Origin of the sequence: Yersinia fenwicki (genome assembly GCF_043099325.1) — a bacterium.
Taxonomy (GTDB): Bacteria; Pseudomonadota; Gammaproteobacteria; order Enterobacterales; family Enterobacteriaceae; genus Yersinia.
The window spans coordinates 1963411-1989822 of the sequence record NZ_CP170755.1 but is presented as its reverse complement, the minus strand read 5'-3'; the positions used below and the strand labels follow the sequence as shown (position 1 = coordinate 1989822).

Genomic DNA, 26412 nt, shown 5'->3' with positions numbered 1-26412 from the left:
GAACCTCAGTAGTAAGGCAAAGAAAAAAGGCGCGTTGGCAGAGTGGCCATGCTACGGATTGCAAATCCGTCTACCTCGGTTCGACTCCGGGACGCGCCTCCAGTTTTCCAGAGCCCGGGTGGTGAAATCGGTAGACACAAGGGATTTAAAATCCCTCGGCTTATGGCTGTGCGGGTTCAAGTCCCGCCCCGGGCACCATGGAAACAAATCTAAGTAAAACAAAGTAGTATGAGTATGTCGTTAACCGCCGAGAGGCGGTTTTTTTGTGCCTGAAATTTGAAAATGGCGGCAGAGTGACTACAAAATGACTACATTGTGTCTACCGCCCTTTTCTCCCCCCAAAGCTGCATCTAGTGGCAAAGGCGATAAACGGTCTGTTATCCCCAACAAGATATTAATTACACAGAATTTTGATATAAAAAAACCTGCAATTTGCAGGCTTCTCTAATTACATCCACAACACGCCTTGATTCCCTTTAGGATGAGGTGGGACAGCATTAATTATTCCTGGCTCCATTATCGTCTCAACAATTGTTTCGTGCGTCTTAAAGGTTTTGCCACAATTTATATTCGTGCACTGGTGATAGCGTTCTTTCGTTTCGTCACTCAGATAACGACTGGATCTCGCGTGTGCTGCAAATTTACAGCGTGGGCAATGCATCATATTTACCTCCGAAACTGCATATTCAGTAATTATGCTGATCTTATCACCAGCATTCGCATTTGTGAAATTAATATCAATTAGTTGAACATAGCTACTCTAAGGCCTCATAGGTAACATCTGACAACAATACTTCGAGAGATAATTGGGTGGTGTAGCCGCTGTTACTCAGGCTGTGCGTTACCTTGCTGATTATCCAACTCTGTTGGTCTATCACCGATTTAAAGCCATTGACCGCAACAGGGGTTTCAGGAAATAAATCAGCGCGCCCCATGGCTAAGGTGATCGAGAACTCAGCAACACCGCGCTGTAACTTCTCCCATTTAGATTGAGCCGCGCGCATAGCGGCTTTTTGCGTGGCATAAACCGTGGTGATAGCAAAAACGTTATCTTCTGACCCCACCAGATAATCCCCTTGTTTTTCCTCCACCGGCTTTTTCACTGTGGCTGCTTTAGCGCGGGTCGGTTTGGCTTTGGGATGTTCCAGTGCGCGGAGCTGCTTAAACTTTGGCTTTCGCTGCAACTTAACCTTTTTCGGCTTGGCCGGTTTCGGGTCTTTAGTGTGCAACCAACTGGCACTCACGCCGGTATACGCGCCCCGGTCAGCAATACTAAAGCTGTGCTGGTCGCCATCTTGCCGGGTGATGGTCATTTGTGGAATGGGTTTCCCGCTGGCCGTGACACCGCTGCCCGGCTTGATAAATAACAAGCGCCCGGCTTTTACGGCCGCTACCGCACCATTCAGCGAGGCTAAGCGGGTGATAAATTTGGCATCAGTCTCTTGGGTCTGGTCGATATGAGAAACAGCGATATCCGCCAGCCCGTCAGCCAACATGGCTTTCAGGTTGTTACGCTCGGCCACCTGCCCCACTACCTTACCCAGCGTAGTTTCATGATAAGAGACTTCACGCCGGGTATTGAGCGAACCGCGAAAATCCGCACTACGCGCGCGAATAGTCAGCGTATCCGGTGCGCCATGATGTTCGACCTCATCCACAGTAAAGTCCCCCTTACCTATCAGCGCCGACCCTTTCCAGCCCAAGAACACCGACAGCACAGCGCCCCGTTCCGGCATGGCAAGCTGGCCGTCGGCGTCATCCAGCTCAATATCGAGCTGGTCAGCCTCAAAACCTCGGTTATCGGTGAGACTCAGAGACAGCAGCCGATCACGAATATTTTGGGTGATATCTTTGGCGTTAATATTCAGCATAAAGTCGGGGGCCATATCTGCCCCTGCCGGTAGAGCAATGCCGGTCATCATGAGAATAACCCTCCGATTGCCGACTGCGCTTTATCGGTTATGGCTGTCGCTTTACCCAGCAATTCGTCAGCCTGTTGTTGCAGGTCGCCAAACATCGCTGTTAGCGACTCATCAACCCGTAACAGATTGAGGGTGAATTCAATACGCCGGGCGCTGCCGTCAGCAAAAAATAACGCGCCGGTCTGGCTCAGGCTCTCAATGACAAACATGCCGTAAATCATGCCGCTACCCTCAACCAGCGGCCATGCCTTGCCTTGGTCAGCCATCACCTCAAGAGCCAGCAATGACAGACGGCCGCCGGTCAACTCCGGCAGCAACACCCCGGACAAGGTGATTTTTTCACTATCGACGCCAAGAAACTGCGCGGATGGCCGCAAGCCCACCCGGCTATTCGTCGGCCAGCGGCTCAACCACACGGCGTAATGCGCTAATGGTGCCTTTGTGTTTGTGGACATACTGCGAGGACTTCACCACTGAGCGCTTAGTGGCTTCTGGCCATTTCTCATCCCAGCGATCCACTGACCACGCCCACGCCAGATAAGGCAGTAGCGGCAACGGGCAAGTCTCGGCATTCCACAGCTGGCGAATCGGGACAGGGGTGTTTTCCAGTTCAGCACAGGCGCGCGCGGCGGCCACTTCCAGCACCGACGAACCCACAGGGAGTAAGCGGTCAGTCATCGGTACCCCCGACAGTGATAGTGCTGCCGGTGCACCATGCGGCCTGAGTTTTATCCAGCACCACATCGGCCAATGGGGCATTAATCACCGCCCGCTGTACCCCCTCAACATGCAGTGCGGCATAGAGTGCTGACAGGCGAATATCGCGACCGAGGCGGCGCTGGGCGGTGACAAAGGAGGTCAGTTTTTTCTCGGCGGCTACGCGCACCGGCTCCGCCTCCGGCCCCGGATGCAGATAGAGCACCGCGTCAATTTCATAATCTTCTATACGAGCAGATTGCACCGTCACACGGTCAGCCACCGGTCGCGTGTTCTCATCATTTAGCGCGGCTTCCACCACCGCCAGCAGTTCGCTTGATGCTTCGCTGTTCCCCTCACGCGATAGCACCGTGACCGTGACGCAGGCGGGTGTCGGACTGATTGCCGAGGCATCAGCCACGCGGCCGTCGGAACTTTTGGCGTGATACTCATATGTACCGGTTGGCCCGGCGACGCTCAAGCCCTCAAAGGCTTGCGGAATACGCACCCGGAAATCACTGTCAGATTCCATCACCGCCTCAATCGGAGGAATGGCGGCGGGGTCTGCCGGGGTAAGCACTAACCGCTCAACATTGTTATTTGCGCCGAGCTGGTCTAGGTCGCTGCCGACTGCATAAGCCACCATCACCGTCCGCGCCGCATCATTAACGCGCTGGCGCAATATCACCTCGCGATAAGCGTTTTCCTGCAACAGCTTGACCAGCGGCTCCGACTCCAGAGACAACGTGCGGGCCACGGCTGCGCGCTGTTCTTCCGGGTAAAGAGATATCAGCATGGCTTTGCGCTCGGCCAGCAGGGTTTCATAATCCAGTTCCTCCACCACAAACGGCGGCGGTAACAGGCTCAGGTCAATGGTTGCCATAGACTCAGCTCACAGCAATGGTTAAAGAGAGTGGAACCGCGCTATCGCTGCGGGTACCGGTGATATCAACCACCATTTTTCCATCTATGGTGGTTTCAAAAGTGATGCCGGTCAGCTTGACCCTCGGCTCCCAGCGCAAAATGGCACTGTAACTGGCGGCCATAATTTGCAGGCGTAGGGCCGGATTTTGTGGCTGGTCAATCAGCTCCGATAGCAGCGAACCATAAGCACGGCGCATCACCCGCGAACCAACAGGGGTGATAAGAATGTCAGCAATTGATTGGCTGATATGGTCAGCATCGGTGATGCTTTGCCCGGCGTTGCGGCTCATGCCGAGATAGGTGGCAGTGGTCATTTAATCCCCTCCGTATAATCCCCACCGCGCAAGACGCCGCCGTGGTCATGGTCATCAACCACCACACCATTGGATGAAAACTTGCCGCCGGAATGGTCAATATTGCCGCTCATCGTGCCGCCTTTCTTAACGTTCAACGTGCCGGTAGTCAGGTTGTTGGTGCATTCCACTTCGGGTGTGTCCAGCAGGATTTTGACCAAGGCGGCACAGGTGATAGTGGGGGCAGTGGCATTTATCGATTCACTGGCATTGATAACCGCCGTTGTGATGCCATCAGCCAGCAACTCGCCGCTATCAGGCTCATAGTGCAGCGTTGCACCGTCAGGAAAGGCGATATACAGACCATTCGCTGAGGCAGACGGTGGCGGGAAGTCATCAGAGAAAATGCCCGGCAACACAAAGCCGGTATCCAGTTCACCGCCGAGGGACAATATCAACACCTGCTCGCCCTCGGACGGTGCCCACCATGATCGCGATTGACCGGCGCGCAGCGTCAGCCAGTTAAGCCAGCCGGTGGTATTGTCTCCCGTCGCCACTCGGCACACGGCTTGGTCGAGATCGACCTCGGCTACCGTACCAATGCGGATAAGGTTGCGCAGCAGGCGCAGAATTTCAGTGATTTGGGTTTGAATGTTCATGAGGGAAGCATGCATCTGTTTGATACATGCTTCTATCTATTGAGGTTGTTTGGTTTCTGACACAACAAAGTACAGATTTAGAGATAATTGCTTAAGTCAATTAGGAGATGTTGCCCATTAGCAGATATTCAAACGTATAAAGAAACGCCAAAGTAAATAGAACGCCAACAATACACTTAATATATTTAAAGGTTTATTTTTGAATTTAAAACTCTTCAAATAAACAAAGCAAGGAATAAGAGCCAGTATAGCCAGTGTAACGGTGAAATCTCTGATATCATCGACAACTAAGGCTCTATGGGCGATACAAGCATTCTTTATTTCCACGCCATCAATGAACGATTCTTCCTTAAAAGAGGAAAGAAGGTATATTGCAATAAAACAAAGCGTGTAATATCCATACATGATTATGCTTTTCATTATTCAATACCCAATATTTTGTATATAGTTGATTTCTTTTCAATAATTCTCCGTCCGTATGAGCTGTATTCTCGAACACTACTGCCCACAGGAGCTGCAATAGATTTTACGAAATCATCTTTATGCCTTTCGATACCACGATTGTATCTGGAGCCCGCCAAGATAATTTGCTCATCGGTTAAGTTACTAGTATTTATAATTTTTGGGTTATCAAATAGAATTAATGACTTAAGATGCTTAGCAACAACCTTTATATTAAAAGAATCGGAAAGCAGACAATCGGCTAGTTTGTGTTGTTGTAACATTGTTAATGTTGATGGGTCTAATCCAATGGTTTCAGCCACTACTCTGATTTGCATAGCAATCAATCCGACAGAGGTGCTATTTGATGAAGTATTATCTTGATTTATTGTATCAATTATAAATTGCCGAAATTGCAAAACCCCAGCAGATTTAAGTCTGTCTGGCATTCCACCGACTTCAGATACAGCGACACCAGCTAATAATAAAACAGGAATATTCTCTTCTTTGGCAACATTGATTATAAGATTTTTATGATACATTAAATAAGATGCTTTGTAGGCCCATAAATAATACTCGCCTGTGACAAAATGCATGTTTTTTGGCAGTAGTTTATATCTCAGGAGATCAACTCCGGTAAATTTTGGAAAACCTAAACTATCAACTTTGCAAAACTCATTTCTAACCATAATATAGCCTTTTTTGTACAAACCCAAGTGGCTTGGATAATATTACAAATATATGGCTCTATATGTTAGAGAACTCAAGATATTTATCCATATTTTTCATCATTTAGGATTAGCGCCCGATATAAACAAGGCTTATTGAGAGTTTTCTTGATTAACCTACTTAATATTGATGTTTTAAATGATGCTTCTTTCAATATATTGTATTTCAATTTGGCTGAAACCCAGTAACGGCCTTTCATCATACTGCACATCTTTGCTATGCACGTTCGGGCGGTCACGCAGACCAAAATGATGCACGGCCGCCATTCGTTCCACACGCCCGGCAAATTCTACTATCGCCGCATCAGGGCTGCTGCTGGCTTTCATATAGCGCGCGGTGCGTAACTTGGCGAACATTTCCCGCTTAATGCGGTCTTTGGGTTTACGCAGCGGTTGAGATTTACGCGCAGCATACGGGCTGCCGTCCGGCGCTTGCTGGCGTTTAATGCGTTGCTGTTGACTGGCGCGCAGGCGCTTGGCAATAGTGACCGCCAGTGCCTTGCGCGCTTTGGGTGTTAGACTGGCAATCAGCCCGGCCAATGCATCATCAAAGGGTTTCAGCTCATTCATTGGATCACTTCGCCGTTAAAGTAAATTGCTGTTGGCCGTGTTGCTGCTCCCGGCCACGCCGGTTCCAGCGCATGGTTAACATGCAGTGCACCGTCTACCTCTTTCACAATCGCCCGCTCAGTCAGTTGCAGGTCGATACGGATATCACTCAGCACATCGCTTATAACATCAACTTTATGAATAAAGCCGGTGCGGCGCTTTTCTTCTGTCGCCATGATGTCCGGTTGATACTCCCGCAGCCATGCCAGTATTGGCACAAAGAGATAATCAACATCACTGGGGAAATCCTCAATAAACAGGGAGAGCTGATATTGATTTTCAAAAGAGAGCGACGGGGCCAACGTTGAGACAATGCGCCCGCCATCAACAAACATTTTCAGCCGCTCCGGGTTAGTCTGGAACAGCGGCAGGCTGTCGGTTAAGGCTTGGCGTAGCAGTTTGGGTTTTAACATGATGCTGTTCCTGACACTGTTTAATGGCTTCCACTTGTAGCCCACAGGCCACCAATGCGGTTTCTAACTGGCGCCTATCCGTTCTGGTCTGGTGAGCTGTTCAATAAAGGCCGCCGCAATAAATCCGACCATATCCAACTGGATTTAAGCCACAGCCATTTAGCCCGTGGCGCGCTGTGTGCTGATGGTCAGTGGCGGCAGATTGTCACGGTGGAAGATGCACTGGCGGGCGGTTGTAACCTGTTTGACCTTAACCAGCTCTCGCTGGAATACGGCCCGTCAGAATATCAAAACCTGCTGATGTGCGAGTTTGTGGACGATCAAGCGTCAGTCTTCCCGTTCGCCGAGTTGCAGGCTTGCATGGTCGACAGTCTGGAAGAGTGGGAAGACTACAACCCGTATTCGTTGCGGCCATTCGGGTATCGCCCGGTGTGGATTGGTTATGACTCGTCCGAGGCCAACGGCGGCGACAGTGCCGGGTGTGCGGTGATTGCGCCGCCAATGGTGCCGGGCGGCAAGTTCCGCGTATTGGAGCGCCACCAGTGGAAAGGGATGGATTTTGAAGCGCAGGCCAAGCATATCGAAGAGTTAACGCAGAAATATTGTGTTGAATATATCGGTATCGATGCGACTACCGTCGGGCAAGGCGTTTTCCAGTTGGTGCGCCAGTTCTTCCCGGCCGCAAGGGAAATCAAATATACCCCTGAAATCAAAACCGCCATGGTGCTGAAAGCCAAGCACACCATCAATAACGGCCGTCTGGAATATGACACCGGCCACACCGACATCACCCAGTCATTTATGGCCATTCGCAAGACCATGACCGCCAGCGGCAAGAGTTCGACTTATGTTGCCAGCCGCAGCGAAGAAGCCAGCCACGCCGATGTGGCGTGGGCGATTATGCACGCCCTGTTAAATGAACCTCTTACCGCGACATATGGCGGTCACAGCCCTAATTTCTTGGAGTTTTACGGATGAGTAAGCGCAAGGGCCGCAAGGCATTAAGCCAACCTGTCACCAATCACACCGCCAGCCAACAGCAGCCGGTGGAGGCGTTCACCTTTGGCGAACCCTCCGCCGTGCTCGACAAGCGGGAAATACTGGATTACATCGAATGCACCAGTAACGGTAAATGGTATGACCCGCCTATCAGCTTTGACGGGCTGGCGCGCAGCTTCCGGGCGGCGGTGCATCACAGCTCACCGCTGTATGTGAAACGCAACATACTGGCAAGCACATTTATCCCTCACACAATGCTCAGTCAGCAGGCATTTAGCCGCTATGCGCTGGATTATCTGGTGTTCGGCAATGCGTTTTTAGAGGTGCGCCGCAATCAACTCGGCGCACCACTGCGCCTTGACCCCAGCCCGGCCAAGTACACCCGCCGTGGATTAGAAAAAGATTGCTATTGGTTTGTGCAGAACTGGAAAGATGAACACTTGTTCGAAGCCGGGAGCGTTTTTCACCTGATAGAACCGGATATCAATCAGGAGCTTTACGGCCTGCCGGAATATCTCAGCGGTTTAAATTCGGCTTGGCTCAATGAAGCCGCCACGCTATTTCGTCGCAAGTATTACCAGAACGGCGCTCACGCAGGATACATCCTGTATATGACTGATGCGGCGCAAAGTAGCAGCGATATTGAGGCAATGCGTAAAGCGATGCGCGACACCAAAGGGCTAGGTAATTTCCGCAACCTGTTTATGTATGCACCTAATGGCAAAAAAGACGGTATCCAGATTTTGCCGTTGAGCGAAGTCGCCACCAAAGATGACTTTTTCAATATCAAGAACGCCACCCGCGACGACCTGCTTAGTGTGCACCGGGTGCCGCCGCAGATGATGGGGATTATCCCCAACAATACCGGCGGTTTCGGTGACGTGGCGAAAGCCTCACAAGTGTTTGTCCGTAATGAGTTAACGCCGTTGCAAGAACGATTGAAAGAGGTGAATGACTGGATAGGGGAAGAGGTGATCCGATTCAAACCTTATGAGCTGATAAGCGAGGAATGATATGGGACGTAAAGCGCCAGCGCCACCATATTAAGGGGGATGATTCGTTATGTATGTTTAATTGAGCAAACAGGAACTCGTAATTCAGGCACATTCCATTGTTGATAATTACAAAAGGATTATCGTGGGAGCAGATAAGCTATGATCTCTTGATCAGATATCCCTCGAATTAAATTAACTCATGCTCTCATTGAGTTTTTTCCTAAATTGAATTGACTCAAAAGGATGTGATAAATTCGATCCAACCTACACCGGATTTGTAGGAGCAATATAGTAACGTCCTCAACGCTGATGGATGGGAAAACTTAAATTTAGGGAATAATGATGGAAGTTCGCTATCCAATACGGAAAGCAGATGGGCAGGAATATAAGCACTACGACGAACTAATGACCGACATGCAAAAGATGGCTCATGGTTTGTGGTTGGTCGGTGTCAATCGCTACTGGCATGGTGGTGTTCATGTGGGCGATACGTCATCACCGGCGTCTGTACTAAGTCAGGAAACGCCGGAAAAGTCGGTACCGCTCCAGTGCATGATTGATGGCGAGGTAGTCGCATGGCGGGTTTGTCGTGATTACACACAGGCATTGCTGTATGAAAACCACGCTGAAAAAATGGAGCTGCGCCATTCATCGACCTTTTTGCTGGTGAAATCGGTGCATAAACCGGATGAGCAAGACACGGCGAGCTGGCTAACGCTTTACCATCTGTACATGCAGATGGCGCCGTTGTCAGAATACCCGAAAAGAAAACTGTATCGAGTGACAGAAAAAGGCCACGGCGTCCGGCTTCGGCAGCACAACAACGGCGATGATGACCGGGAGCTTGCCCCAGACGTGATGACAGATAAACGCGGCTTGGCGCAAACTCTGAGTCGGGGCAATGTGCTGGCGATGCTGCGTGAATCGTCCTTCATGCTGAAGGGCAACTCGGAGCCGTTCGGGCTGATGCAAAAGGTTACCGACGGCATTCCAGCAGGGCCGCTGTTCTGGGTATCAATGCGGCCGGAGTTTATGGCGCCGGACGGGGAATGTCATGTTTGTTTGCCGGTGTGGATGCACCATGCTCTGAATCACGGGGTATTTGATGAGGTAGTGCTTCCTCCTGCCCCGCTGAAAGTGGCGATAAAAGCCGGTGACTCCGTCGGTTTTCTGGGCGCGCAGGACATCAGTGAGAATGGATATACCCGTGAGTCCCGGACGGAATATAAAGCTCACATTGAACTGCTGAGTACAGATGCGCATGTACCGGACGTGCTGGCGAATATAAAGGGCATAAAAAGTGGCGCGCAATATGTGAAGCTAAAACTGAAAAGGCCTTTTTATCTGCGTAACGGTGACGGTGATGACGCCACTTTCAGCCCGATGAGTACCCTCACGCGAAAAGATGGCGACATGATCCTCCGCCGCGAAACGACACACCCGTTCACGGACAAAGCCGGTGTGGTTTGGTTTCAAATCCGCCCACATACCTGGATGCATCAGGACGATGTGGAGCAACTGAGCCAGCATGATTTAACCCAACTGAATTTCACCGCGATAGTGGCAGAGCCGACGACCGACTTTTCGCGTCCACTAGATGAAAGCTGGGCGGCGAAAGCAGTGAAGAGTTTGGCGTCAAATTTTGATGCTGAAAAAGGGCCGGACAGCGCACAAGCGAAGACATTTTTTGACGGGTTGCTGGGTCAGTTGCGGGCCAGAAATGCAGGCGGGATGACCGAGTGGGACAGCAGTGAACTGAACAAACGGCTGTTCACCACCCTGCACTCGTCGCAGATGAATATGCCGGAGCTGACACGGCGTCTGGTGGTGAAGCATGACAGTGACTGGCATGGTGGCAGTGAAAACTCCCGCTGGAGCCGGTTGTTCGGGGATGGTTGGGAGCGGATGAACGGAGTGAATAAGCTTTTCTTGCAGAAGCACGAGTGGATGAACAAGGTGCCGCCGTTTATGGAGGGAAAGCCAGTCTGGCATTTTCACCCGTTGGAGTTTTTGGAAATGTTAAAAAATAGCAATTTCCCTAAAACTCCTATCAATGAAGATCTAATTCCTTTGGAATTTATAAATTTCTATAATGGCGATAAAATCGAAGAATCAGATTATATAGAGGCTGCAAGTAAATTAGGCTGTGAAGTTGCAGCAATTAAAGCTGTAGCGAAAACAGAAACTGGTTCTTATGGGGCTTACTTTAAATTCCGACTAGATGATGATTATGTTCCTACTATATTATTTGAAAGGCATCACTTTCATAAATATACAGATGGAAAATATGATCAGCATGACGACATATCAAATTCTGTCGCAAGCGGATATGGTGCGATATCTGTGCAATATTCAAAACTAGTAAGAGCGTATGCTCTAGATAAAAGTGCGGCACTTAAATCCGCATCATGGGGGAAATTTCAGATTCTGGCATCTAACCATGCAGCTGCAGGTTATGCGAGCCCTGAGGATTTTGTTCTCGCCATCAGTAAATCTGAAAAAAATCAATTAAAAGCGTTCGTTAGTTTTATCGAATCCGATGGTGTCTTACTCCGCTCTATCCGCTCTAAAGATTGGTTGTCATTCGCTAAACGATATAATGGGCCAAGGCAAAAAGGTTATGATTTAAAAATGGAGAAAAATTATAATGCTTCATTATAAAACACTGACGTTTATTACAATGTTTATATGCTTTTCATCGTTTGCAAATGAAGAATATTTTTCATGTGACATTGGAAAAGGTGTTGTCAAGTTAAAGGAAAATAACGGTGTACTGCGGTACAGCTTAACAAAAAATAATAAAGATGAATTTATTTTTGAATCAAAAGGCGATGATTTCATAGGATTTAATTACAATCATTACTCTCGATTTCAAACGGACTATTTAAATGTTTCCTTTATAAATCTGGGGTATAAATACACAATATTTAGTCACTACGAAAATGGGGATCAGAGTCGTGGTGTCAGTGTAATGAACTTAAAGAGTAAGAAGGAATCCATTTACAACTGTAAATATGCTGGTATTGACCATCTTAGTGATTTATCAGAAAAGCTGACGTGTGATAAGGCTTCAGCTCTTGGGTGTGATTAGATTTAAGCAGGGGGCATCTATTAGCCTCCTGAATCTTGGACAAATCGATGAACTCGTATCAGCCATGCACTGAACGGGTATAATTACAAACACCTGCTTGAATTGATTGATAGCAATCACGAGCAGTTAAAACTTCATTTAAGTCTATCACCAGCGAATGGGATTAGGCGGACATCAACAGCATAGCTGTGGTGTGGGTATTGCGGTTTCAAATAGTTAACTGATAATTTTGAATATCATAGCCGCCGAACCGGGCGGCTTTTTCATGCCTGAAAAGTGGCGATTCCAACCCCACACGCCAGACGTCACCAGACGCCCGTCACGCCCCAACACCCCATGAACACGCATTGACTCCCGACGCAACCGAGCACAGCACCACGGCCCGCTCAAGATCGATAAACAATGGTATCAAAACCCTATGCGCGCAATGCTATCCCCGCCACGCCTGCGCGCTTTGCAGGTCGCTTTTCATGCACTTGCATGATCCATTGAGATCCGCGTCGGGACTGGAGCTAGCTGGGAAAATGGAGGGCGGGATCAACATGCGGAATCATGCACTATATGCATGCATGGCCCACATTCAGCGAACAGGCCACACACGCAATATATTATGGGGGATTTATCAGTGCGATTTTTTACCGTCAGCGTTATAGAAAATCTCATCATAATCTTGGTTCGCGACTATCTGGCTGGTCAGGTCTGATATCAACGACATGGCGACTAGAAACTCACTATTACTGCACTGTGCGACTTGCGAAACTTCAGCAATAAATTTAATTCTTGATAGTATTAGTTCTTTTTTATCAACGAGTTCCATGCAGGCTCCTTATTGTACTGTATTTATGTACAGTATTAATTAAAATATTATATTGGTCAATACTGTATGCAGTTATTTAGCCTAATCAGATTATTGTGACGCGATATATTCAGTAAAAAAAAACCTATGTGACGCGTCACAATGGTTTAATTGCGCTAATTAATAAGCTATTGATACCTTTGGTCTGCCAACAAGCCCCCTCCCCCCGCAAACAACATCCATTTGGATCACCCGGTAAGATATCGCCACATTTGGCACAGCGTTGTTTACTCAGCTCGGCTTGTTGCTCTTTTAGCCGTTGGTTATCTTGCCGAATCAGCAGCGCGATATATTCCGGTAAATCGTAGGCTGGCCGGAACAGACGCCGGGCAGCCATGCCCTCGGTCAACATGGCGTATTCTTCTGGCTCCAGTCTGGCGCGTATCTCATTGATACCGGATGATTTATCACGCTGGCGCTGTGCCTGTTTGCGGGTAGTTGCAGCGGTTTTAGTCATGGTTTCTCTCTCAGGTAGATTAATCATCGAATTCCGGCCAGTCGGACAGTGCCGGGTAATGGATCACCTCATCACCAACAGCCATTTTTGCCCCACGCGCTAACGATTCCAGTTCCCAACGTTGGGCGCTGATATCTTTCAACAATAAATCGTTGCGGATTTGCGGGATGCGCTGGCGTTCTTCGCGGGTTAAACGGGCGGACGGCGCAATAAGTCGGCGCTTGGTGGGGTCATAACTGCGTTGTATCTTGCTTATCGTTGGCTGACTCTCTTTAACGCGGGCCACAATCGCCCTCACGGCGGCAGTGTCCGACCAATCAATAACGGCGTCCGGTGGGTATTCCATCGCCATCACAGGCGTTTCAGCCTGCCCGTTGGGGTCATTTGGCGCTTGGGTATTTCCCCCTAACCCACAGTTATTGACAGGACTCCGAGGCGCGCCAGAGGCGCTTTTCAAAGTCAAAAGCTCAACATCAACGGCACCAGCAACGATGCGCCATTGAGTTGTGCGGGTTTCATGAATATGGTCAGCGCCCAAATGCGGCGCGTAAATACCGACGACTTTCTGTACTTCTTCATCGTAGGCGTTGAGTTCATCGGCGACGCGCTTAGCTAACCGGACGGTCTGGTTGCCGCAATTGGTGCCACCTTGCGCGGCGATGTAGGCAGCAAAATCACCCTCGTCAGCCGCATGGCGCACGGCTTCCACGGTTTCGTCAAACGTCTCGGCCAGACTAATAGAGCGGATACGGCGACACTCGCGATAGACTCCCATGGAGGGAAGCCCAATCGGGCGAAATTGAGGGATGCGCCACGTTGCCGCCCACGCTGTTACCGCCGCAGCGGAGTCAGTCAGCAGCTCACCGGTTTCATGGTCACGTTCACCCTCAAGCGCATAGCCGTCGATATTCTTGGCAATGTATTTAGCGATGTAGCCAGCGGCCCCGCCTTTGTTCATGTGCTTGCACTCAAAGCGGTATTTAGCGGCTCCGCGCTCGTCACCATCTTCTTTCAACGCATAGCGGCGCATGATGTCGATTACCTGCTGGCGCTGGCGGCGTTGGCAAAACAGCATCATGTGCCAGTGCGGGGTGCCGTCATGGTGTGGCTCAACCACGCGCATTCCGTAGACGCTTAATTCGTTGTCTTTAAAGCCGGTGCGCATTTTGCTCCAAATCTTGCAGAGATAGCGCTGGCCGTCTTTGGGTGAATAGGCTTCATCATTCCACTTATGATTAAGCTGTACTTTCTCGTTATCGCCTTTCCCAACAACGCGAGTCGGGTGATATTTTGACGGGGTGGTGATGGTCAGGAACATGCCGACGTGCTTCTGCTCGGCCGCATATTTTTCCGTGAAAGCGATGGTGTTCATTAACTCCATGCGGCGAATTTCTGGATTAGAAATACTCGCCATCACCTTATCAATCAGGTCGATGCGCTCACCGGTTTCAATATTTTCTAACTGGCAGCTTTTGAGGTATTCCAGATTAGACTGGCGACGGGCGAACACCTCACGGATAGCCTGCTTACTGGCATATGAAGATGCCGATATATCCCGGCTAACATTACCGACAGCAATCAATAATGCTTCCCGCCAGCGGGTGCGCTGTGCTTTGAGTTTGCGCTCCCACCATTCGGGATTAACCAGCCGTGACAGGCTGGCAATAGCAGACGTGATATCTAACCGGCCTTTTAGATATTTGCGCCAGTGCATCGGGGTGATATTAAAAGCGCGCGCCATTCTGGCAAGATCGCCGAATATCCGTACCTGTGTATCGGCCTGCAATAAAACGGCCCTGTCACCCTGATTAGCCTTAATGCATTCATCACAATGATGGTTGTACGCCACCATTAGCTCATCACCGATTTTGCGGGCAAAGCGGCGCAGCTCTTTATCATGCATACCCGCTAGGCTGGCATAGGTTGGGGCATCAGTGGAAAAGCTCATTGATGCACTGAGGCGCATAACATTTTTGCTATTGACCACCTGAATACGCGGCCAGATACGCTGATCAAAGACAAACACCAGCCATTTGTTAGCGTCGTTTAGCCCTTTATTGGCTAACAGGTATTGATAGCGAGAAATGAACTGGCTACGCAGGAAGTCAGGTAGATTATGGATATTGGCTAAAACAGCTTGCCCCTGAATCAGTTGTTCACGGGTAAGCGGTCTTTGAATGCCGGGCAAGGTTTCGCGCGGTTTGCTGCCGGGATAGGCATAAGCAGGAACAGCAGCGCCGCTGCCCGGATAAGGCAACGGCGGAGTTGGGGTAATACGGCCACGCATATTATTAATGCTGGTCATAAGACTGAGTGATTATGTGCTCAGCGATTTGGTTAAGCAGTTCAGCAGCTTCTACGCCATTTAGTTCACGATTCAAAATTTGATTTGCGATTTCTTCCAAACGAGATGAGACAAGTGCCGCCTGATTTTTTCGTTCATCAATCCGAGCCTCATTTAGCAATAACTCCAGTGAGTTCATAGCTACAGGCGAACGTTCATATCTTATTAATTCCGCTTGTTGCTTTATATTCTTCATCGGTAATTCCTGTTTTTAGGCAATACGAAACCCGGCGAGTAGAACGCCATGTATTGTGGTGATGATTAATTAATAATATTCAACGTGCAGTCATCATTACTGATAAATGACGGCAACGAACGAGTAAACTCAATTAAGTAATTCAACGTTTCAACAACAGATTCTCTTTCTACTGGAGTTAATTCTGAAAACTGCATATTCACATGACGACTTTTTAACCCAGCATGAAAACAAATTGTTTTACGCAAATGTGCAGGCGATTTATCAAAAGCCTCTTGAGCAACATTTTTTCTATGGCGTAAATACTTTTCTTTAAATTCAGTAATTCGGGCAATACCCGTCATTCTAAATTTTTCAGCTTCCGTTAATTGCAGCATATAACCCCCAATCAACGCCCAAACAGACGACGTAATATTGGCGTCTTCTTTGCAGAGGACAATTCTTGTAAAAGCGCCTTTTGATTACTTCCCGGCTTCCAGCGCTGGCCGTTCTTCAACTCCAGCACACCGTTACCGAAATGGCGCAGGTTTACCGGGCTTTGCTGTTTCAACAATGGAGCAATAGAAATAATCATAAAGACACCTCAACTCAAACCAGCGACAGCACTCAAGCCGCTAATAACATCAACGGTTGAAGCTAACGCGGGGGTTGACTGAATGCGCGCCTGCACTGTCAGGCCAATCAGTGACAGGTGGCGAATCGCAGTATTGACACTATCCAGCAGAGCAGATTTGCTGAATGCCGTTTTGTGATTGCCTTGCACCGCAGCGGCAGCAATAGAACCTACGGCGGCCGTAGCATGTAGTGCATACGTTGGGATATTGCCGGGGCAGGCTTCATTGACGGGCACCGATGGCATGCAATTGATTTGTGACAACAGGCCGTCTAATAACGTTGGGTCTTCGGTCAGGTCGGTGATGCGTAACAGTTCGTCTACAGTCAAACGGTGTGGCTGGTCGGGGTTCAATTTATTGCGCAGAACCTGCGCCGCAATCCCTGCGTTTGCCGCCAGCTCGACTAAGTTGTGCTTTAACGCAAACTGGCGGCAGGCGTTATCAAAGTGCGGATGTTTGGACACTGAAAAATCAAACATGGCTTACTTCCTCACATATGCCGACAATTAGTTGGCAAATTTGAATGTCGAACATTACTGGTTTGCCGCTTCTTTAGTGAGAGCGATCATATTTACGAGAACCTTTTCCATTTTGCGAACTTTCTGGCGGATAGGTAGACGACCATCTTTCACCATGCCACGGCAGGTTTCATAAGGGATTCCGCTCAATTTTGAGAACTCAGTTAGGGACAGATAGGGAGACGTAACTGTTATTGCAAGGTTCTGATTCATAGGGCATCCTGTTTGATGGTGGTTAATATAGGTATTGGTGGGTATTTGCCATCAATTCACGAATTAAACTATGCATATGCGAGCATATAAAGAGGTTTTTGCGAACGTGGATGATAAAAAACTAAGCGGCGGGATTGCAGCTGTAGAAAGAATGATGCAAGCCTATGGTTTTAAAGTACAAAGAGAATTAGCGGCTTATCTAGGTGCAGGAACGGGAACAATCAGCACTTGGATCAAACGTGATTACTTTCCGGGCAAAGAGATTGTGCTCTGTGCTTTAGAAACTGGTGTTTCATTACATTGGCTTGCAACTGGTGAGGGTGAACCTCAGGAACCGGTTAAACCTGCCGCACATGAAACCGCAAAATCTATTGCTCATAAAAGCCTTGAAGATGGCTTGCTGATAGATGCATCCCCTGTATTGCTTGATTCAGAATTATTGCCTGTTCAGATTGTTGAACCTGAATTAATTTCGTTCCCTAATGAGAAACGCTATTTTCTGGTCGAACGCCAATTTAAAAATGTTGCTGACGGCCTTTGGTTGATTGAAAAAGCAGGTGTGACCTCGATTAGCAATATTGCTCGTTTACCGGGTGATGTATGGCGTATCAATGATGTCAATTGGCCGGTTAGTGAAGTCAGCATATTAGCAAAAGTTGTTGGTGAAATTACGGGCTATTAATTTTACTGCGGATTTTTAAGGAAGAATCATGAAACTTCATAAACTAACTGTTAGTAAGTTATTTGACAGATTGGACTATAGTTTATCATTTGAACAAGACATTATTACTATAATAACAGGGCCAAATGGTTATGGAAAAACAATACTATTAAAAATAATAAATAATTTTATGACAAAGAATTTAAAATTTTTCTTTGAAATAAAATTTGATTTTATAGAACTAGATTTTGCTGACTTCAATATTCGACTTGAAGTTGCAAATAATGTTTTATTTGTGGAAAAAAAAGATTTAATAAATAATGAAATAGAAAAACATAGATTTATTAACGATAGTATAAATGAACGAGATCTTGTTGAAGCATTTGAAGCCTCTAATGGAAATTTGGTAAAGAAAAAATTCATAAAAATAAATATAAAAAATAATACTTTCCTTGAAGAATTAAATGATAGTTTCGAGTTAGATCATACTAATGACCTCAAGTGGTTAGATGGGATTATTGGAGAAACTGAAACTACTTTTATTAAAGCTCAAAGGCTCGAAACATCAAGCAATAGTCAAGATATGGGAAAAGGAACTGAGCTAACTATAAAAAGTTTTTCTAAAGATTTAACAAAAAGAATAAGGATAGCGTCAGTAACATCTTCAAATATTGCTCAGAAGCTAGACTCTACATTTCCGAGGAGACTTTTTGAATTTGCTCAAGAATATAGAACACCAAGTTCAATTGAAGATCGTTTGTTAGGGTTGCAGCGAACAAGGAACAACTTTATAAGTCATGGACTACTTGAGTCGGATAAAGAAAATGATGCTCAGATACCTAACCATGGAGGTATGGATAAAGCGTATACAAGTGTATTAAGCCTTTATATTGAGGATGCTTTAGAAAAACTAAGGCCATATAATGAATTGTATAATAAAGTTGATTTGTTCGTTTCATTGCTAAATGAAAAAATGCTAGCCTTCAAGAGCGTGAAGATTGGTCATAATAGAGGTTTTTATTTTATTAGTGATGCTGGTGATGAAATAGAACTCGAAAATTTATCATCAGGTGAACAAAACCAAATTGTTTTATTTTATGATCTAATTTTCAATACTAAAGAGAACTCTATCGTTCTTATTGATGAACCAGAAATATCTTTGCATGTTGCTTGGCAAAAAGAATTTCTTGATGGCTTAGGTAAAATACTCAAGGTTAACCATATAGATAAAGTCATTCTTGCAACTCATTCGCCACAAGTCATTAATGGCAAATGGAATTTAACCATTGATCTATTCAAAGAAATTAGTGGTGAACGATAATGAATTCATTACAAGATAATTTATCTACAGAGGACTGGGTTGATACAACAATTTTGTTGTTCCAGCACCCTAAGTATTATAATAAAGCATTTTTCATAGTAGAGGGGGAAAGTGATGTTGGTTTTTTTAAAGGAATGTTTTTGGGTAAGGAGTTACATTTTGATTCACCTTGTTGTGGCAAGCCTGAAGTAATTAAGGCTGTATATAAATTAAGAGGATATAATCATGATAATGTATATGGAATTTGTGACTCCGATTTTGACTTCATAAGCGGAAAAATAAAAGAATACGAAAATAAAGGACTAATTTTTACTGATTATCATGATGTTGAAATGATGTTAGTTAATTCTAATTCGTTTGATAAGTTCTATCATGAATTCACTAAGCTTGAAGTGTTTAGACACCATGAAATCAGTAGTGATGATGTGAAGAATAATATTTTTGATGCTGCTTATAAAATTGGTTTACTAAAATGGATTAACTATGATTTTGGACTTTCACTTAATTTTAAAGGTATGAGGTATTCAGATTTTATAGAAGTCGAAAGTTTCAACGTTTCATTTAATTTCAACGATCTACTCCATTCGGTTATAGGTAGGAGTAAAAATTTTACAAGTTCGTTAAGCATTGAGGAAATTAAAATAAAATATTATGAATATGAAGGGAGAAATGCTGAGAAACTCCATATTTGTAACGGGCATGATTTTTCTAATATTCTAGCTTTAGTATATAAACAAGAATTATCTAAAGATAGGAATATGAATCAAGACAGAGTTGAGTCTCATTTGAGAATGGGTTACCCCAAAGAAATATTTTATAACACAGACTTATATAATAACATGAAAGCAATATTTACCTCATACGGAGTCGATGCGTAGTCACTTGTAATTTAATGGGCAGGTTATACGATTGTGTTTGATGAAAGTAAAATCAAACATTGACTACTGTTTTTATATACATTAAATAGGCCCAAGGGATTATTCTTGAGGACTTATTTATGGCAGTACGGAAGTTACCCAACGGGAAGTGGGTCTGTGATTTTTACTCAGATGGTCGTGACAGTAAGCGGGTTAGGAAAACCTTTGTTACTCGCGGCGAGGCGTTGCGCTTTGAACGTGAGCAGTTAGCGCAACGTGGTGATCTGGATATTGACTACACACCGGCAGAGACTGCCGCGCAGAGGTTAAAAACATTGGTCGGTCAGTGGTATGAACTCCACGGACGCTCTTTGAGTGACGGCAAAGCAAGATTAGATAAACTCAATATCCTGTGTGATAACTTGGGCGACCCTGCTGTTGCCGATTTTGACCGGGAAGTGTTCGCCAAGTACCGCAAGCAGCGTTTAGCCGGTGAGTTTAGTCGTAAGCCAAAACACGGAATCGTTAAACCGCCAAAAGAGGCAACGGTCAACCGTGAACATGCCTACCTACGAGCCGTGTTTAATGAATTAAAAAGGCTAGGACATTGGAATCATGCGAATCCACTGGATGGCATTAGGCTATTTCGTGAAAGTGAAAACGAGTTAACTTTTCTTTATGAGGACGACATTAAACGTCTGCTGTATGAGTGTGACAACTCCAGTAATAAAGATCTCGGTATTATCGTTCGTATCTGCCTGGCTACCGGCGCGCGTTGGAGTGAAGCGGAGCAGCTAAGACAAGCTCAAGTAATGCCAAATAAAATTACTTATATCAACACCAAGAGTAAAAAGAACCGCACAGTCCCTATTTCTGCGGAACTGCATAAACTTATTCCAAAGATTAAAGGGCGCTTATTCAACAATGCTTATGACGCATTCGGCCAAGCCATTGACCGGGCTAAACTGGTGCTACCTACAGGCCAGTTAACCCACGTTCTACGCCATACTTTCGCCAGTCATTTTATGATGAACGGCGGTAACATATTAGTACTGCAACAAATCCTCGGGCACTCCACTATCCAAATGACCATGCGCTATAGTCACTTTGCACCGGACCATTTAGAAGCGGCAGTGAGTTTGAATCCATATGATATGTTATATAAGAGGCATAGCTGTCATGCACATAAAAGTTAAACAACATGATAAATACGAAATAAGGGAGGTCCTCGAAGACAATGGGACGAACTTTAATATATATAAATACAAAGGAAAGGTTCTCCCCAGAATATTGCTTACTGGTATTTTAGTGGAGCAATACAAAGCTTATGTTTTTCTTGAGAAAGATCTAAGAAGTGTAATCTTTTGGATTGAAAGAATCAAAGAGTTCTCAGATGGAATTAATTTTGAAGGTCCTGTTTTTCGGGGGGAAAACAGAAATGAAATGAATGTGATAAAGGGATTGTATATTGCAGTTTTAACGACCTATGGTAGATGTTTTACTAGTAGTAAAGGTAGGTCTTTTACTTTACAGAGGGGGCATGTGCCTGAGGATTGTAGAGATATTCATGACAATATAATGCATGCAAGACATAATTTTGCAGCACATAAAGGAGAATTTAGCTTCGAGAGTTGTAAAATTGCATTGGTTATTAATAAACAGAAAAAAAAGCATGAACTTGAGTTATTTAGTGAGTTGAATCAACCTGATATATACTTCGAATCTGGTGATGATAAAGACTGGGTAATATTACACATGGTTAATGTATTGCGCGACTTGATGTTAGATAAAATATTAGTGATACGGGAAAAGATTATTAAGGAGTGTATTTACCCAAAGGGTGCGAATTTTTGGTTAGATTTAAATAATAAAACAGTAAAGATCTGATTAATGAAGTTTACCATTTTAAAAAAAACTATATTTTACTGACATGTTAAAATTGGTCTGGGAAAATATAAGTGAAATAATATTTATTGCCAGCATTAATTAGAGTTTTTAAGTGAAACTGACAATGAGGAATACAAATAAACAATGACTACCATCCCCACAACAACCCAAACTAACCCGCCATCGTGTTTGGTAACTTACTGATTTTACGTAAGTGATTGATTTGCAGATTGTCCTAAGAGTTTTTAAAATCCCTCGGCTTATGGCTGTGCGGGTTCAAGTCCCGCCCCGGGCACCATGGAAACAAATCTAAGTAAAACAAAGTAGTATGAGTATGTCGTTAACCGCCGAGAGGCGGTTTTTTTGTGCCTGAAATTTGAGAATAGCGGCAAAATGGCAGCATCGTTTTTTTGATGCCATAAAAAAACCCGCAAAAGCGGGATGAGTGCAAGGCAGATAAATTTATTTCCAGCCGTCAAAACATTCCCCCTGCCCTCCAGTTTGTGGATGAGGCATTACAGGGTTAATATCACCTGGCTTTGATATTGAGCGCATAAACTTTCCATTGTCACAAATTCACATTGATGCACTGGTGCTAGCGTTCAATTTGGCTACTATTGCGGGTATGGGCTGTGCTGAGGCATAAAGGGAAATTGAACATGATCCGGACTTCGGTATCATCTCGACTAAGGTCGGTGTTAATGAGAATTATGCGCGATTATCGACTAAAAATCATCATTCCATATCCAAATCATCTATTTTCACCTCTAATTCCAGCGCGGTAGTAAAACCGCTGTCACTCACTGAATGGGTCACAGTCACCAACGTCCAATCAGCCTCATCAATCTGCTTTTTGAACCCGGTCACTTTAACCGGCACTTCGGGATAGAGATCCGCGCGCCCTTTCGCCAGTTGGATAGAGAATTTCGCCGCGCCACGTTGCAGCCGTTCCCAATTCAATTTAGCCGCCCGCTGTGCATTGTGTTTACTGGCGTAATTGCAACGCACTGCCGGAAACCGAGGCCAACCCGCATCTAATTCATTCGGAACTATCAATACCAAGAGCGAGATTCGTCTACGCTAGTGATAGCATTTCCCGCTTCACCTGCCATTCTTTCTGTATATTCTACCCGGCCCCCTTACCTGATTGATTAATATCGTCCAGAACAGCTATCAGTGATGCACTGTTAGCCTCTGACTGATTATCATCAAACACCACCCATTGGCTGTAAAAGCTCCCCCAGTATGACTCCGCCTTTTTGATAGCGATAGCCATCCCCCCTATCGCCTAAAGACATCCCAATGTCTGCAGCGATAATATCTAGTAAGTACTGGATGGGTATACTTACATCTCACTAAAATCATCTTTATTAAGAGAACCGCACCGTTCCCCTATCAAAAGATATGTATCAAGGCTGGCGGCGCGTAAAGGAGTTGTATAGTTAACAGCTAATTCGGGACTATTCGTAAAAAATTTCGATACGTTTAATGCGTTCGGGTTATGTTGTATAACAAGGTATGATTAAGCGTGACTGTCTGTAATGAGCATAAAGCAAAAATATGGGCCGTTTCAGAAGTTCAACATTTTCAATCTATCACTCTATTGCATAAAGTTATAGCTAACTAAAATCTTGTGTAGTATTCAATACGTATGGATATCAATCTTCTAGGATTTATGCCTGCATTATTACCTGTTGCACTCTCTCCGGGTGCAAGCTTCACTCTTGTCATGAGCAGCGCTCTGGCAGGCGGACGTAAAGGACTTTTCAGAACACTGGCAGGAACAGCGTTGGGTATTTACACCCACGCACTTCTAATCGGATTAGGTGTCACCGCAGTTATTGTCTCATCACCAGCAGTTTATGGTGTCCTGAAAATTGCTGGAATAGTTTATCTTCTTTGGTTGGGAGGAATACTCATCCTAACTGGTTGGAATGCAAAACGTCATCAAACCCAAAGTAGCCAGGTTTCTATTACATTGAGAGAAGCATGGTTGGCTAATATATTGAATCCTAAGGCGGTGATTTTTTACCTGACGGTTGTTACCCAGTTTGCTGGGTCGTCTGGTGGCGTAGGTAATTACTTAACGTTAGCTTCGGTTCACGTAGCGGTCATGAGTATATGGCTTATCTTCATCAGCCATATACTTGTTTTCTCTGCTCAAAACGTTAATCCACTAATACTTAAAAAATACGTGAATATTGCCGGAGGGGTACTGCTAATTATGTTTTCACTGCTTACCCTTATTCGCTAAGTTTTGACCGTAAACAGCCGTCTTTTACTAAGACAAATGGATCCCTTCACAACGTGATAAACTGTATGCCAATGTCCGTTCATTACACAAAGCGAATATTTGAACTTTGCACTAACCCGGACATATGAATTTAGGTTTGGCAGCGTTTACAACAACTATATAAAACAAGTTACTCGCTCCAGAATCTCATTTTCTTTTTCAATTCTTCAACTAGAAGTACTTTACTACCACGATGAACCATCGCGTGACAATTCGGGCATAAGGGAAGCATGTCGGTTACTGGATCGACAACGTAGTTTTCGCCAATAGTATGCAGTGGCTTAATGTGGTGTACATGAATGAAGCCTCTCCCATGTTCGCCATAGACCTTCTCAAAGTCGAAGCCACAGCATGTGCATGTAGTGCCGTGATACTGGATGCAAGCATGTCGAGCCTTGGGATCTCGCTCGTAGTGGTGTACGCTGAATATGCAGCATGAGCTTGTGACCTATTCTCTGTTAATGAACACAGACTGATCTTAACAACATCAGTTCTTGGCACCAAGCGGACAGCCTCGGTGAGCATGATGTCAACCCTGAGCGAAAAGCGGGCGTTTTGCTCATGGCTTTTGAGTATGTCCATTACATCGAACATACCATCCTGGCCACAAAATCTATCTCTAACGTTCCTGGTCATTCAGCGCTAATCGTAGATGTTGCTCTATAAAGTTCGCTTTGAGCGCGCTATAGCGATGAACATCGTTTTTACTGAGTAATGCTGCCGAGTGTTTTATCTCAGCATACTCCCCAGCAATGTCTTTGTTTTGTCTCAAATAGTCACGGAAAGCAAGATGTCTTAATACCTGCATATTTCCAACAGCAAACGCATGCACTTGATGACTACGATAATCACCGCCCTTAATGAAATATCTTCGCCCCGAAATCCCGTTCTCACCGCGAGCAACATACCCGGCGCGGGTCATTGCATAGTTGTATGAATCCAGTTCATTGATGTCGGAGACTTCCAGGAGAATGTCAATTACGGGCTTTGCTGAGAGACCAGACACAGATGTACTGCCAATATGATGGATACTTTTAGCCACTCCACCGAGCAATGTCTTTATCAGTAAACTTTCAGCTTCAAACATCTCAGGCCATTTATCATCGTATGGCACAACAATAATCGTCCGCATATACACCTCTTCCTTAGTTCTGAGTATTTAACATTCGATTTCGTTTACGAATCACACCTCTTACCACACATATGTTATGTTTAAAATCCTTCCAGAACATGAGGGTAGAAACATGATTGTAAGGACATGGCACGGATGCGTACCAGTCAAGCATGCAGAAGGCTTTGCAAACCATTTGCAAAAAACGGGTGTTGAACATTCAGAAAGCACACCGGGAAATCTGGGGGCATATGTACGAAGAGAGACGCAGGGTGAATGGGAGCATTTCTTCTTTGCAACTTACTGGAAAGATCTTGAGGCAGTGAAAGTATTCGCAGGCGAACAGTACCAGATTGCAGTTACCTATCCGGATGACGAGCAATTTCAGCTGCTATCCGATCCTTACGTCTTCCAGCATAACGTCCAAACCGTCTCCCCTTTGTAGTAATTTGATGGCTGATGACATGAGACGGCCTCTTCCCCTTCGGGTGTGCTCAGTACTCACATTTTACATAACAGTGTGGATGCCTACAATTGATGTGAATGTCCTCTGCTGGCACTTAGCCGATAGTCTGAACTAATTACATCCCACGCGAGACTACTATCGAATCGGCAAGCCAAACCATCTATAACCACGACAAAATCACGTTACCCAAAAGCTAATAAATCAGGGAGTCCTTCTAAACTCCCTTTCAATTCACTTATTAAAATACGGATTGACCCGCTCCACCGCTTGCTGTACCAGTTTATTTCTAATTGCCATCAGTCGGTCAATTTTTTCTCTTTTCTGATCCTCCGTGAGAATCCGGTCGCGCCTCATCATCTCAAACTGGGCATTTAGTGCTTTCACTTGTTTCTGCGTCGCGGTTAGCCCTTTGACCTCGCCATTTTCTGCTTCACGGTAGTAGGGCAAGTACCAGGTATCCTCCCAGTGGGCGCGGCTTTCTGGGTCAATCAATCTCATCGATGGTGTCAGTTTGCTGGCTGCATGGCGTATCTACCGTGGTTTTTCGCAATATGAAATAGCAGAACTGCTTGGCACCACCCAATCCGCTGTATCTCAATGGGAAGCCGTGGATTCTCGCCCACAGAAGAAAACCAGAGAGAAATTAGCAGCAATTTATAAATGCCGGGCGACATAGATGATTCTGTGAGACAGAAAGTAAAAACGTCTCTATATAATATTATTAATACCGAAAATTAGCGGTAGGTATGTCTACTGGATAAATATAGAATTTCTGTTAGAAGAAGTAGACAACAAAATAGAGTCAAATATTTAAAGTCAGCCGTCAAAACGGTTACCACTGTCATTGG

At 45.6% G+C, this 26412-nt stretch carries 32 protein-coding genes, 2 tRNA genes and 5 pseudogenes; 14 read left to right on the top strand and 25 right to left on the bottom strand.

The genetic code is table 11. The features are described 5' to 3' along the window. The first annotated feature begins 28 nt into the window (after positions 1-28). Together ACF3VQ_RS09055 and ACF3VQ_RS09050 are read left to right on the top strand one after the other, a co-directional pair. Positions 29-102, top strand: a tRNA-Cys gene (locus tag ACF3VQ_RS09055). A 10-nt stretch (positions 103-112) separates the two neighbouring features. After that, positions 113-198 (top strand) — tRNA-Leu (locus tag ACF3VQ_RS09050). 250 nt (positions 199-448) lie between these two features. Here the strand turns inward: ACF3VQ_RS09050 and ACF3VQ_RS09045 are convergent. The 12 genes and pseudogenes from ACF3VQ_RS09045 to lysC all read right to left on the bottom strand — a co-directional run. Continuing rightward, complete coding sequence (locus ACF3VQ_RS09045) at positions 449-664, bottom strand: DNA-binding transcriptional regulator (RefSeq protein WP_014609037.1); 216 nt, start codon at positions 662-664, stop codon at positions 449-451. A 91-nt stretch (positions 665-755) separates the two neighbouring features. Next, positions 756-1922, bottom strand: coding sequence for a phage late control D family protein (locus ACF3VQ_RS09040; RefSeq protein ID WP_392434856.1), 1167 nt, complete (start codon positions 1920-1922; stop codon positions 756-758). Then, entirely contained in the window at positions 1919-2377 is a 459-nt protein-coding gene (locus ACF3VQ_RS09035; protein WP_392434854.1) for a phage tail protein, read from the bottom strand. Before ACF3VQ_RS09035 ends, ACF3VQ_RS09040 begins: the two co-directional genes overlap by 4 nt. Next, positions 2322-2600: pseudogene (locus ACF3VQ_RS09030) on the bottom strand (phage tail protein I); the annotation flags it as partial. The pseudogene ACF3VQ_RS09030 and the gene ACF3VQ_RS09035, both read right to left, overlap by 56 nt. Further along, the gene (locus ACF3VQ_RS09025; protein ID WP_392434852.1) at positions 2593-3501 is read right to left on the bottom strand and encodes a baseplate assembly protein; all 909 of its coding nucleotides are present in this window, start codon (positions 3499-3501) and stop codon (positions 2593-2595) included. The pseudogene ACF3VQ_RS09030 and the gene ACF3VQ_RS09025, both read right to left, overlap by 8 nt. 4 nt (positions 3502-3505) lie before the next feature. Next, positions 3506-3856, bottom strand: a complete 351-nt coding sequence (locus ACF3VQ_RS09020; protein ID WP_392434851.1) for a GPW/gp25 family protein — start codon at positions 3854-3856, stop codon at positions 3506-3508. Beyond that, entirely contained in the window at positions 3853-4494 is a 642-nt protein-coding gene (locus tag ACF3VQ_RS09015; protein WP_392434849.1) for a phage baseplate assembly protein V, read from the bottom strand. Before ACF3VQ_RS09015 ends, ACF3VQ_RS09020 begins: the two co-directional genes overlap by 4 nt. Before the next feature lie 117 nt (positions 4495-4611). Continuing rightward, positions 4612-4899, bottom strand: coding sequence for a YjeO family protein (locus tag ACF3VQ_RS09010; protein ID WP_392435502.1), 288 nt, complete (start codon positions 4897-4899; stop codon positions 4612-4614). Positions 4900-4913: 14 nt separating this feature from the next. After that, positions 4914-5624, bottom strand: a complete 711-nt coding sequence (locus ACF3VQ_RS09005; RefSeq protein WP_392434848.1) for a hypothetical protein — start codon at positions 5622-5624, stop codon at positions 4914-4916. 174 nt (positions 5625-5798) lie between these two features. Then, positions 5799-6233 (bottom strand): phage virion morphogenesis protein, encoded by a 435-nt coding sequence (locus tag ACF3VQ_RS09000; RefSeq protein WP_392434846.1) that lies wholly within the window; start codon positions 6231-6233, stop codon positions 5799-5801. Next, positions 6230-6685: a phage tail protein gene (locus ACF3VQ_RS08995; protein WP_392434844.1), complete on the bottom strand. Its 456-nt coding sequence runs from the start codon at positions 6683-6685 to the stop codon at positions 6230-6232. The genes ACF3VQ_RS09000 and ACF3VQ_RS08995 overlap by 4 nt, the downstream gene beginning before the upstream one ends. Further along, a pseudogene (gene lysC / locus ACF3VQ_RS08990) lies at positions 6624-6764 on the bottom strand (Rz1-like lysis system protein LysC); the annotation flags it as partial. The gene ACF3VQ_RS08995 and the pseudogene lysC, both read right to left, overlap by 62 nt. Between lysC and ACF3VQ_RS08985 the strand changes: the two are divergent. The 4 genes and pseudogenes from ACF3VQ_RS08985 to ACF3VQ_RS08970 form a co-directional block, all read left to right on the top strand. Beyond that, positions 6755-7663, top strand: a pseudogene (locus tag ACF3VQ_RS08985) (terminase large subunit domain-containing protein); the annotation flags it as partial. The pseudogenes lysC and ACF3VQ_RS08985 sit on opposite strands and share 10 nt — an antisense overlap. Continuing rightward, a complete protein-coding gene (locus ACF3VQ_RS08980; protein ID WP_392434842.1) occupies positions 7660-8697 on the top strand; it encodes a phage portal protein in 1038 nt (345 codons plus the stop codon). The pseudogene ACF3VQ_RS08985 and the gene ACF3VQ_RS08980, both read left to right, overlap by 4 nt. A 321-nt stretch (positions 8698-9018) precedes the next feature. Next, positions 9019-11340, top strand: a complete 2322-nt coding sequence (locus ACF3VQ_RS08975; RefSeq protein WP_392434840.1) for an N-acetylmuramidase family protein — start codon at positions 9019-9021, stop codon at positions 11338-11340. Next, positions 11327-11770, top strand: coding sequence for a hypothetical protein (locus ACF3VQ_RS08970; RefSeq protein WP_392434838.1), 444 nt, complete (start codon positions 11327-11329; stop codon positions 11768-11770). The genes ACF3VQ_RS08975 and ACF3VQ_RS08970 overlap by 14 nt, the downstream gene beginning before the upstream one ends. A 622-nt stretch (positions 11771-12392) precedes the next feature. Here ACF3VQ_RS08970 and ACF3VQ_RS08965 read toward each other — a convergent pair. The 8 genes from ACF3VQ_RS08965 to ACF3VQ_RS08930 all read right to left on the bottom strand — a co-directional run bounded on the left by ACF3VQ_RS08965 (position 12393) and on the right by ACF3VQ_RS08930 (position 16968). After that, positions 12393-12587, bottom strand: a complete 195-nt coding sequence (locus ACF3VQ_RS08965; protein WP_392434836.1) for a hypothetical protein — start codon at positions 12585-12587, stop codon at positions 12393-12395. 136 nt (positions 12588-12723) lie between these two features. Continuing rightward, positions 12724-13083 carry a hypothetical protein gene (locus tag ACF3VQ_RS08960; RefSeq protein ID WP_392434834.1) on the bottom strand — a complete coding sequence of 120 codons (360 nt, stop codon included), beginning with the start codon at positions 13081-13083 and terminating at the stop codon, positions 12724-12726. Between the two features lie 19 nt (positions 13084-13102). Continuing rightward, positions 13103-15388, bottom strand: coding sequence for a replication endonuclease (locus ACF3VQ_RS08955; protein WP_392434832.1), 2286 nt, complete (start codon positions 15386-15388; stop codon positions 13103-13105). Then, positions 15375-15566 carry a DUF2732 family protein gene (locus ACF3VQ_RS08950; protein ID WP_004875927.1) on the bottom strand — a complete coding sequence of 64 codons (192 nt, stop codon included), beginning with the start codon at positions 15564-15566 and terminating at the stop codon, positions 15375-15377. Before ACF3VQ_RS08950 ends, ACF3VQ_RS08955 begins: the two co-directional genes overlap by 14 nt. A gap of 122 nt (positions 15567-15688) precedes the next feature. Beyond that, the gene (locus ACF3VQ_RS08945; protein ID WP_392434830.1) at positions 15689-16000 is read right to left on the bottom strand and encodes a hypothetical protein; all 312 of its coding nucleotides are present in this window, start codon (positions 15998-16000) and stop codon (positions 15689-15691) included. An 11-nt stretch (positions 16001-16011) separates the two neighbouring features. Beyond that, positions 16012-16197, bottom strand: a complete 186-nt coding sequence (locus ACF3VQ_RS08940; protein ID WP_005163725.1) for a phage filamentation protein Fil family protein — start codon at positions 16195-16197, stop codon at positions 16012-16014. Between the two features lie 9 nt (positions 16198-16206). Further along, a complete protein-coding gene (locus ACF3VQ_RS08935; protein WP_050124300.1) occupies positions 16207-16716 on the bottom strand; it encodes a phage regulatory CII family protein in 510 nt (169 codons plus the stop codon). Positions 16717-16770: 54 nt separating this feature from the next. Beyond that, positions 16771-16968, bottom strand: coding sequence for a hypothetical protein (locus tag ACF3VQ_RS08930; protein ID WP_014609005.1), 198 nt, complete (start codon positions 16966-16968; stop codon positions 16771-16773). Between the two features lie 70 nt (positions 16969-17038). Between ACF3VQ_RS08930 and ACF3VQ_RS08925 the strand changes: the two genes are divergently transcribed. From ACF3VQ_RS08925 to ACF3VQ_RS08905, 5 genes are all read left to right on the top strand, one after another. After that, entirely contained in the window at positions 17039-17650 is a 612-nt protein-coding gene (locus ACF3VQ_RS08925; protein ID WP_392434827.1) for a phage repressor protein CI, read from the top strand. A 28-nt stretch (positions 17651-17678) separates the two neighbouring features. After that, positions 17679-18950: an AAA family ATPase gene (locus ACF3VQ_RS08920; protein ID WP_392434825.1), complete on the top strand. Its 1272-nt coding sequence runs from the start codon at positions 17679-17681 to the stop codon at positions 18948-18950. After that, a complete protein-coding gene (locus tag ACF3VQ_RS08915; RefSeq protein ID WP_392434823.1) occupies positions 18950-19828 on the top strand; it encodes a DUF4435 domain-containing protein in 879 nt (292 codons plus the stop codon). The genes ACF3VQ_RS08920 and ACF3VQ_RS08915 overlap by 1 nt, the downstream gene beginning before the upstream one ends. A gap of 119 nt (positions 19829-19947) precedes the next feature. Continuing rightward, positions 19948-21003 (top strand): tyrosine-type recombinase/integrase, encoded by a 1056-nt coding sequence (locus ACF3VQ_RS08910; RefSeq protein WP_392434822.1) that lies wholly within the window; start codon positions 19948-19950, stop codon positions 21001-21003. Beyond that, on the top strand, positions 20987-21694 hold the full coding sequence (locus tag ACF3VQ_RS08905; RefSeq protein ID WP_392434820.1) for a hypothetical protein: 708 nt from the start codon (positions 20987-20989) through the stop codon (positions 21692-21694). Before ACF3VQ_RS08910 ends, ACF3VQ_RS08905 begins: the two co-directional genes overlap by 17 nt. Positions 21695-22429: 735 nt before the next feature. On the opposite strand, the pseudogene ACF3VQ_RS08900 reads toward ACF3VQ_RS08905, so the two are convergent. Next, a pseudogene (locus ACF3VQ_RS08900) lies at positions 22430-22690 on the bottom strand (phage late control D family protein); the annotation flags it as partial. A gap of 130 nt (positions 22691-22820) precedes the next feature. Further along, positions 22821-22970: a hypothetical protein gene (locus tag ACF3VQ_RS08895; RefSeq protein WP_392434819.1), complete on the bottom strand. Its 150-nt coding sequence runs from the start codon at positions 22968-22970 to the stop codon at positions 22821-22823. 375 nt (positions 22971-23345) lie between these two features. Here ACF3VQ_RS08895 and ACF3VQ_RS08890 point away from each other — a divergent pair, with 375 nt between their 5' ends. Continuing rightward, positions 23346-23948: a LysE family translocator gene (locus ACF3VQ_RS08890; RefSeq protein ID WP_392434817.1), complete on the top strand. Its 603-nt coding sequence runs from the start codon at positions 23346-23348 to the stop codon at positions 23946-23948. A gap of 169 nt (positions 23949-24117) precedes the next feature. Here the strand turns inward: ACF3VQ_RS08890 and ACF3VQ_RS08885 are convergent, their stop codons facing one another. After that, the gene (locus ACF3VQ_RS08885; protein ID WP_392435500.1) at positions 24118-24366 is read right to left on the bottom strand and encodes an HNH endonuclease; all 249 of its coding nucleotides are present in this window, start codon (positions 24364-24366) and stop codon (positions 24118-24120) included. A gap of 240 nt (positions 24367-24606) precedes the next feature. Further along, the gene (locus ACF3VQ_RS08880) at positions 24607-25119 is read right to left on the bottom strand and encodes a GrpB family protein (RefSeq protein ID WP_392434815.1); all 513 of its coding nucleotides are present in this window, start codon (positions 25117-25119) and stop codon (positions 24607-24609) included. 112 nt (positions 25120-25231) lie between these two features. On the opposite strand from ACF3VQ_RS08880, the gene ACF3VQ_RS08875 reads away from it, so the two are divergent. Then, a complete protein-coding gene (locus tag ACF3VQ_RS08875; RefSeq protein WP_392434813.1) occupies positions 25232-25543 on the top strand; it encodes a hypothetical protein in 312 nt (103 codons plus the stop codon). Between the two features lie 252 nt (positions 25544-25795). Here the strand turns inward: ACF3VQ_RS08875 and ACF3VQ_RS08870 are convergent, their stop codons facing one another. Next, positions 25796-26062: a DNA repair protein gene (locus ACF3VQ_RS08870; protein ID WP_392434811.1), complete on the bottom strand. Its 267-nt coding sequence runs from the start codon at positions 26060-26062 to the stop codon at positions 25796-25798. Between the two features lies 1 nt (position 26063). Between ACF3VQ_RS08870 and ACF3VQ_RS08865 the strand changes: the two are divergent. Then, a pseudogene (locus ACF3VQ_RS08865) lies at positions 26064-26240 on the top strand (helix-turn-helix domain-containing protein); the annotation flags it as partial. Between the last annotated feature and the right edge of the window lie 172 nt (positions 26241-26412).

Coding starts and splice junctions, on each gene's coding strand:
- ACF3VQ_RS09045 (WP_014609037.1), bottom strand. CDS start 664: ATGATGCATTGCCCACGCTGTAAATTTGCAGCACACGCGAGATCCAGT.
- ACF3VQ_RS09040 (WP_392434856.1), bottom strand. CDS start 1,922: ATGATGACCGGCATTGCTCTACCGGCAGGGGCAGATATGGCCCCCGAC.
- ACF3VQ_RS09035 (WP_392434854.1), bottom strand. CDS start 2,377: ATGTCCACAAACACAAAGGCACCATTAGCGCATTACGCCGTGTGGTTG.
- ACF3VQ_RS09025 (WP_392434852.1), bottom strand. CDS start 3,501: ATGGCAACCATTGACCTGAGCCTGTTACCGCCGCCGTTTGTGGTGGAG.
- ACF3VQ_RS09020 (WP_392434851.1), bottom strand. CDS start 3,856: ATGACCACTGCCACCTATCTCGGCATGAGCCGCAACGCCGGGCAAAGC.
- ACF3VQ_RS09015 (WP_392434849.1), bottom strand. CDS start 4,494: ATGAACATTCAAACCCAAATCACTGAAATTCTGCGCCTGCTGCGCAAC.
- ACF3VQ_RS09010 (WP_392435502.1), bottom strand. CDS start 4,899: ATGTATGGATATTACACGCTTTGTTTTATTGCAATATACCTTCTTTCC.
- ACF3VQ_RS09005 (WP_392434848.1), bottom strand. CDS start 5,624: ATGGTTAGAAATGAGTTTTGCAAAGTTGATAGTTTAGGTTTTCCAAAA.
- ACF3VQ_RS09000 (WP_392434846.1), bottom strand. CDS start 6,233: ATGAATGAGCTGAAACCCTTTGATGATGCATTGGCCGGGCTGATTGCC.
- ACF3VQ_RS08995 (WP_392434844.1), bottom strand. CDS start 6,685: ATGTTAAAACCCAAACTGCTACGCCAAGCCTTAACCGACAGCCTGCCG.
- ACF3VQ_RS08980 (WP_392434842.1), top strand. CDS start 7,660: ATGAGTAAGCGCAAGGGCCGCAAGGCATTAAGCCAACCTGTCACCAAT.
- ACF3VQ_RS08975 (WP_392434840.1), top strand. CDS start 9,019: ATGATGGAAGTTCGCTATCCAATACGGAAAGCAGATGGGCAGGAATAT.
- ACF3VQ_RS08970 (WP_392434838.1), top strand. CDS start 11,327: ATGCTTCATTATAAAACACTGACGTTTATTACAATGTTTATATGCTTT.
- ACF3VQ_RS08965 (WP_392434836.1), bottom strand. CDS start 12,587: ATGGAACTCGTTGATAAAAAAGAACTAATACTATCAAGAATTAAATTT.
- ACF3VQ_RS08960 (WP_392434834.1), bottom strand. CDS start 13,083: ATGACTAAAACCGCTGCAACTACCCGCAAACAGGCACAGCGCCAGCGT.
- ACF3VQ_RS08955 (WP_392434832.1), bottom strand. CDS start 15,388: ATGACCAGCATTAATAATATGCGTGGCCGTATTACCCCAACTCCGCCG.
- ACF3VQ_RS08950 (WP_004875927.1), bottom strand. CDS start 15,566: ATGAACTCACTGGAGTTATTGCTAAATGAGGCTCGGATTGATGAACGA.
- ACF3VQ_RS08945 (WP_392434830.1), bottom strand. CDS start 16,000: ATGCTGCAATTAACGGAAGCTGAAAAATTTAGAATGACGGGTATTGCC.
- ACF3VQ_RS08940 (WP_005163725.1), bottom strand. CDS start 16,197: ATGATTATTTCTATTGCTCCATTGTTGAAACAGCAAAGCCCGGTAAAC.
- ACF3VQ_RS08935 (WP_050124300.1), bottom strand. CDS start 16,716: ATGTTTGATTTTTCAGTGTCCAAACATCCGCACTTTGATAACGCCTGC.
- ACF3VQ_RS08930 (WP_014609005.1), bottom strand. CDS start 16,968: ATGAATCAGAACCTTGCAATAACAGTTACGTCTCCCTATCTGTCCCTA.
- ACF3VQ_RS08925 (WP_392434827.1), top strand. CDS start 17,039: ATGCATATGCGAGCATATAAAGAGGTTTTTGCGAACGTGGATGATAAA.
- ACF3VQ_RS08920 (WP_392434825.1), top strand. CDS start 17,679: ATGAAACTTCATAAACTAACTGTTAGTAAGTTATTTGACAGATTGGAC.
- ACF3VQ_RS08915 (WP_392434823.1), top strand. CDS start 18,950: ATGAATTCATTACAAGATAATTTATCTACAGAGGACTGGGTTGATACA.
- ACF3VQ_RS08910 (WP_392434822.1), top strand. CDS start 19,948: ATGGCAGTACGGAAGTTACCCAACGGGAAGTGGGTCTGTGATTTTTAC.
- ACF3VQ_RS08905 (WP_392434820.1), top strand. CDS start 20,987: ATGCACATAAAAGTTAAACAACATGATAAATACGAAATAAGGGAGGTC.
- ACF3VQ_RS08895 (WP_392434819.1), bottom strand. CDS start 22,970: ATGGCTATCGCTATCAAAAAGGCGGAGTCATACTGGGGGAGCTTTTAC.
- ACF3VQ_RS08890 (WP_392434817.1), top strand. CDS start 23,346: ATGGATATCAATCTTCTAGGATTTATGCCTGCATTATTACCTGTTGCA.
- ACF3VQ_RS08880 (WP_392434815.1), bottom strand. CDS start 25,119: ATGCGGACGATTATTGTTGTGCCATACGATGATAAATGGCCTGAGATG.
- ACF3VQ_RS08875 (WP_392434813.1), top strand. CDS start 25,232: ATGATTGTAAGGACATGGCACGGATGCGTACCAGTCAAGCATGCAGAA.
- ACF3VQ_RS08870 (WP_392434811.1), bottom strand. CDS start 26,062: ATGAGATTGATTGACCCAGAAAGCCGCGCCCACTGGGAGGATACCTGG.